The sequence below is a fragment of the Klebsiella sp. MS 92-3 genome (assembly GCF_000195655.1).
In the GTDB taxonomy this organism is placed as follows: Bacteria; Pseudomonadota; Gammaproteobacteria; order Enterobacterales; family Enterobacteriaceae; genus Klebsiella; species Klebsiella pneumoniae.
Genome location: NZ_GL882854.1, coordinates 2,888 through 8,468, shown reverse-complemented (window position 1 = coordinate 8,468; position 5,581 = coordinate 2,888). Strand labels below are relative to the sequence as shown.

Genomic DNA, 5,581 nt, shown 5'->3' with positions numbered 1-5,581 from the left:
CCCCCCGCCCCCCCCCCGGGGGGGGGGGGGCCTTTTTTGTGAGTAATGATGCTTATTTAATTGCGCGAATTATTTGGATGAAAATGTGAGGGTAGTCAAAACCGGAGGTCAATGAGAGACAATTCTGTTCAACAGCGAATTATCCTGGCGGCTCAGCTTGCCGTATACTCAACTCATAAACAGAATTAACCGGATGTTACCAGTCTTACCGGCTCTCAGCGGTTACTGAAGGCCCTGGTCTCACACATTGAGGAAGCGTTCATGGAAAAGAAACACATTTATCTCTTCTGCTCGGCAGGCATGTCCACGTCACTGCTGGTCTCCAAAATGCGGGCGCAGGCGGAAAAATATGAAGTCCCGGTCATTATTGAAGCCTATCCCGAAACCCTCGCGGGCGAAAAAGGGCCGGAAGCCGACGTAGTATTATTAGGGCCACAAATTGCGTATATGTTACCGGAAATTCAGCGCCTGCTGCCGAATAAACCGGTTGAAGTTATCGACTCCCTTCTCTATGGCAAAGTTGATGGTTTAGGGGTATTGAAAGCCGCCGTCGCGGCTATTAAGAAAGCTGCAGCACAATAATTTTAACTTTTAAAACTCGATGTATTTTGACGCCTGGCGGCTGCCTGTTGCCGGACGTCAAAAAATAATGAGTTTATTTTCCCGTCAAAGAGTAATTTCATACATCATCGCCGTAATAGTTTATTGCGGCTTTTAAGGGTATTGACTATGAGTAAAGTGATCGATTCGCTTGAAAAGGTACTCCTTCCTTTTGCAGTGAAAATAGGAAAGCAGCCGCATATTAATGCAATAAAAAATGGATTTATTAAATTAATGCCGTTGACCCTCGCCGGGGCCATGTTTGTGTTAATTAACAACGTTTTTCTGAGCTTCGGCGAAGGCTCTTTCTTTTATTCCATGGGCATTCGCCTGGATGCCTCCACCATTGAAACCTTAAACGGCTTTAAGGCTATCGGCGGAAACGTCTATAACGGCACCCTCGGGATTATGTCGCTAATGGCGCCGTTCTTTATCGGCTCCGCGCTGGCGGAAGAGCGCAAAGTTGACCCGATGGCAGCTGGCCTGCTGGCGGTGGCGGCCTTCATGACCGTGACCCCGTATAGCGTGGGCGAAGCCTATGCGGTGGGCGCCAACTGGTTGGGCGGGCAGAACATCATCTCCGGGATGATTATCGGTCTGGTCGTTGCGGAACTGTTCACCTTCGTGATCCGTCGCAACTGGGTGATTAGACTGCCGGACAGCGTGCCGGGGTCGGTATCACGCTCTTTCTCAGCGCTGATCCCGGGCTTCTTGATCCTCTCCATCTTCGGCATTATCTCGTGGGCCCTGGCGAGCTATGGCAGCAACTTCCACCAGATCATCATGGACTCTATCTCGACGCCGCTGGCGGCGATGGGCAGCGTGGTTGGCTGGGCATACGTTATCTTTAACTCTCTGCTGTGGTTCTTCGGTGTGCACGGTTCTCTGGCGCTTACCGCCCTGGATAACGGCATCATGACGCCGTGGGCGCTGGAAAACATCGCGCTGTACAACCAGTACGGCTCTGTTGATGCGGCCATCGAAGCGGGCAAACAGTTCCACTTCTGGGCTAAGCCGATGCTCGACTCCTACATCCTGCTGGGTGGCTCCGGGGCGACGCTGGGTCTGATTATCGCCATCTTTATCGCTTCTCGCCGCGCTGACCATCGTCAGGTTGCTAAGCTGGCGCTGCCGTCAGGCATCTTCCAGATTAACGAACCGATTCTGTTTGGTCTGCCGATCATCATGAACCCGGTGATGTTCATCCCGTTCGTGCTGGTTCAGCCGATTCTGGCGGCCATTACGCTGGCGGCCTACAGCCTGGGGATTATCCCACCGGTGACCAACCTGGCGCCGTGGACTATGCCGACCGGTTTGGGAGCGTTCTTTAACAGTAACGGCAGCGTTGCCGCCCTGCTGGTGGCCCTGTTCAACCTTGGCGTCGCTACCCTGGTCTACCTGCCGTTTGTGGTGCTGTCGAATAAAGCGCAGACCGTTATCGAGCAGGAAGAGAGCGAAGAAGACATCGCTAACGCACTGAAATTCTGATACCGCGCGGTACGGGCAGCGTCCCGTACCGCCTGATAAATGAGGGAAATATTATGTTTGATCTGGACAACATCGACGCGGTAGAGACCCCGGAAAATGACCTCGAAGAGGTAGTGATGGGGCTGATTATCAACTCCGGACAAGCCCGTAGCCTGGCCTATGGCGCGCTGAAGCAGGCGAAGCAGGGCGACTTTGCCGCAGCGAAAGCGATGATGGAGCAGTCGCGCCAGGCGCTGAGCGAGGCGCATCGCGTGCAGACCCAGCTTATCGAAAGCGACGAGGGCGAAGGGAAAATGAAGGTCAGCCTGGTGCTGGTGCATGCCCAGGACCATCTGATGACCTCCATGCTGGCTCGTGAGCTGGTGGCCGAATTGATTGAGCTGCACGAGAAGGTACAATAGGCCATCGCGACGATGAGGCAGCCCAGAATGATGACCACCGAGATCAGTACCGCCAGAGAACAACAGCTGTTCAACGGGAAGAACTTTCATGTGGTCATCTATAACAAAACGGAAAGCGTGAGCGGGCTTCACCAGCATGATTACTACGAATTTACCGTGGTGTTAACCGGGCGCTATTACCAGGAGATCAATGGCAAACGGGTGCTGCTGGAGCGCGGGGATTTCGTCTTTATCCCGATGGGCTCGCACCACCAGAGCTTTTACGAGTTCGGGGCGACGCGCATCCTTAACGTCGGCATCAGCAGACGCTTCTTTGAGAAACACTACCTGCCACTGCTGCCGTTTGGTCTGGTGGCTTCGCAAGTCTACGCCGTGCAGAGCGCTTTTCTCGGCTACGTTGAGTCGGTCATCGCCTCACTCAATTTTCGCGAAACGGAATTTGACGAATTTATCGAGCTGGTCTCCTTTTATGTCATTAACCGTTTACGCCACTATCGTGAAGAGCCGGTTGCCGACGTGACGCCGCAATGGTTAAAAAATACCGTGGAAGCCATGCATGATAAGCTGAAATTCGGTGAAGGCGCTCTCGAAAATATGGTTCGCTTATCCGGAAAAACGCAGGAATATTTAACCCGGGCGACCCAGCGCTATTATGGTAAAACGCCGATGCAGATAATTAATGATATCCGTATCAACTTTGCCAAAAAACAGCTGGAAATTACCAATTATTCGGTGACGGATATTGCGTATGAATCAGGTTACAGCAGCCCGAGCTTGTTTATTAAAACCTTTAAAAAACTGACGTCGTTTACGCCGAGCAGTTATCGCAAACATTTGACCAGTATTAATTAAACCCGCGCGGCGTTCGCCGCCAGGTTTATACCGAAAATCATTCAAGTTAACTGTCCGCATTGTTGCGGAGAGCGGCCTGCGTCCAGGCGCAGCGCCTAAGGGAGAAAAAGATGAGCCAGAAATTAAAAGTAGTCACTATTGGCGGCGGCAGCAGCTATACCCCGGAATTACTGGAAGGATTTCTGAAACGTTATCATGAACTGCCGGTAAGCGAACTGTGGTTGGTAGACGTCGAAGAGGGCCAGGAGAAGCTCGATATTATCCACGCGCTGTGCCAGCGGATGGTAGAAAAAGCCGGCGTGCCGATGAAAGTCTATAAAACGCTGGATCGCCGCGCAGCGCTGCAGGGCGCAGATTTCGTCACCACCCAGCTGCGCGTGGGCCAGCTGAAGGCGCGTGAAAAAGATGAGCGCATCCCGCTGAGCCACGGCTACCTGGGCCAGGAGACCAACGGGGCGGGCGGGTTGTTTAAAGGACTGCGCACCATCCCGGTGATTTTCGATATCGTGAAAGATGTGCAGGAAATTTGCCCCGACGCATGGATCATCAACTTCACCAACCCGGCGGGCATGGTCACCGAGGCGGTCTATCGCCACACCAATTTCAAACGCTTTATCGGCGTGTGCAACATTCCTATCGGCATGAAGATGTTCATCACCGACGTGCTGCAGCTGAGCCCGAGCGATGAGCTGAATATCGACCTGTTTGGTCTGAACCACCTGGTGTTCGTCCGCGACGTGCTGGTTAACGGCGTCTCGCGCTTCGATGAACTGCTGGACGGCGTGGCCTCCGGCCGTCTGACCGCGAACTCGGTGAAAAACATCTTCGACCTGCCGTTTAGCGAAGGGCTGATCCGCTCCCTGCGCCTGATCCCATGCTCTTACCTGCTCTACTACTTTAAGCCAAAAGAGATGCTGGCGATTGAGATGGGCGAGTACTACAAAGGCGGTGCGCGCGCCCAGGTGGTGCAGAAGGTGGAGAAACAGCTGTTCGAGCTGTATAAAAACCCGGATCTTAACGTTAAGCCGAAGGAGCTGGAGCAGCGCGGCGGGGCCTATTACTCTGATGCCGCTTGCGAAGTAATCAATGCCATCTATAACGACAAGCAGACTGAGCACTATGTGAATATCCCGCATCATGGCCATGTCGATAATATCCCGGCGGACTGGGCGGTAGAGATGAGCTGCACCTTAGGCCGCGACGGCGCGAAGCCGACGCCGCGCATTACTCATTTCGATGAGAAGGTGTTAGGGCTTATCTACACCATCAAGGGGTTCGAAGTGGCGGCCAGCCAGGCGGCGATCAGCGGTGAGCTGAACGATGTCCTGTTGGCGCTGAACTTAAGCCCGCTGATCCATTCCGATCGTGACGCCGAACAGCTGGCGCGGGAGATGATTCTGGCGCATGAAAAATGGCTGCCGAACTTTGCGGCGACGATCGAAAAACTAAAATCGTAACGGGAGTAGCAAATGGAACGCGTATTGATCGTCAATGCCGACGACTTCGGCCTCAGTAAAGGGCAGAACTACGGCATTATCGAGGCCTGTCGCAACGGCGTGGTGACATCGACCACCGCGCTGGTCAACGGCGCGGCCATTGACCACGCCGCCCAGCTGGGCCGCAGTACTCCGGAGCTGGCGGTCGGTATGCACTTTGTACTGACGCTGGGCGAGCCGCTGTCGGCCATGCCGGGATTAACCCGCGATGGCCGGCTGGGCAAATGGATCTGGCAGCAGGCGGAAGAAGATAGCCTGCCGCTGGAAGAGATCGCCCACGAGCTGGCGTGTCAGTACCATCGTTTTGTCGAACTCTTCGGCCATGAGCCGACGCATATCGACAGCCATCACCATGTGCATATGTTCGCCCAGATTTATCCCATCGTCGCGGCCTTTGCCCGCGAGAAGGGCATTGCGTTACGCATTGACCGCCAGGTGGCGGCGCAGAGTGGGCTCGACCAGCAGGCGGCGCGCAGCAGCGCCGGCTTCAGCAGCGAGTTTTACGGCGAAGCGGTCTCTGAGGAACTGTTTCTGCAGACGCTGGATGCCTCCATTGCCCGCGGGGAGCGCTCCCTGGAGGTGATGTGTCATCCGGCTTATGTCGATCGGATCATTATGGGCAGCGCCTACTGCTATCCGCGACTGGATGAGCTTGATGTGCTGACAGCTGCCTCGCTGAAAGCGGCGGTGGCCGACCGGGGTTATCGTCTGGGAACCTACCGCGACGTGTAAGCCCGACGGGGG

General features: G+C 54.6%; 7 protein-coding genes. All 7 read left to right on the top strand.

What is annotated here, in order from left to right; genetic code table 11:
- The first annotated feature begins 261 nt into the window (after positions 1-261).
- Positions 262-582 (top strand): PTS N,N'-diacetylchitobiose transporter subunit IIB, encoded by a 321-nt coding sequence (gene chbB / locus HMPREF9538_RS04700; RefSeq protein ID WP_002901547.1) that lies wholly within the window; start codon positions 262-264, stop codon positions 580-582.
- A 19-nt stretch (positions 583-601) separates the two neighbouring features.
- Positions 602-718 carry a hypothetical protein gene (locus HMPREF9538_RS32465; protein ID WP_014907779.1) on the top strand — a complete coding sequence of 39 codons (117 nt, stop codon included), beginning with the start codon at positions 602-604 and terminating at the stop codon, positions 716-718.
- 11 nt (positions 719-729) lie between these two features.
- Entirely contained in the window at positions 730-2,088 is a 1,359-nt protein-coding gene (gene chbC, locus HMPREF9538_RS04705) for a PTS N,N'-diacetylchitobiose transporter subunit IIC (RefSeq protein WP_004148091.1), read from the top strand.
- A gap of 53 nt (positions 2,089-2,141) precedes the next feature.
- Positions 2,142-2,489 carry a PTS N,N'-diacetylchitobiose transporter subunit IIA gene (gene chbA / locus HMPREF9538_RS04710; protein WP_004140356.1) on the top strand — a complete coding sequence of 116 codons (348 nt, stop codon included), beginning with the start codon at positions 2,142-2,144 and terminating at the stop codon, positions 2,487-2,489.
- A gap of 27 nt (positions 2,490-2,516) precedes the next feature.
- Entirely contained in the window at positions 2,517-3,341 is an 825-nt protein-coding gene (chbR, locus tag HMPREF9538_RS04715; protein ID WP_002901552.1) for a transcriptional regulator ChbR, read from the top strand.
- A 110-nt stretch (positions 3,342-3,451) separates the two neighbouring features.
- The gene (locus HMPREF9538_RS04720; RefSeq protein WP_004148093.1) at positions 3,452-4,798 is read left to right on the top strand and encodes a 6-phospho-beta-glucosidase; all 1,347 of its coding nucleotides are present in this window, start codon (positions 3,452-3,454) and stop codon (positions 4,796-4,798) included.
- Positions 4,799-4,810: 12 nt separating this feature from the next.
- Positions 4,811-5,569, top strand: a complete 759-nt coding sequence (gene chbG / locus HMPREF9538_RS04725; protein ID WP_009486060.1) for a chitin disaccharide deacetylase — start codon at positions 4,811-4,813, stop codon at positions 5,567-5,569.
- Positions 5,570-5,581: the final 12 nt, after the last annotated feature.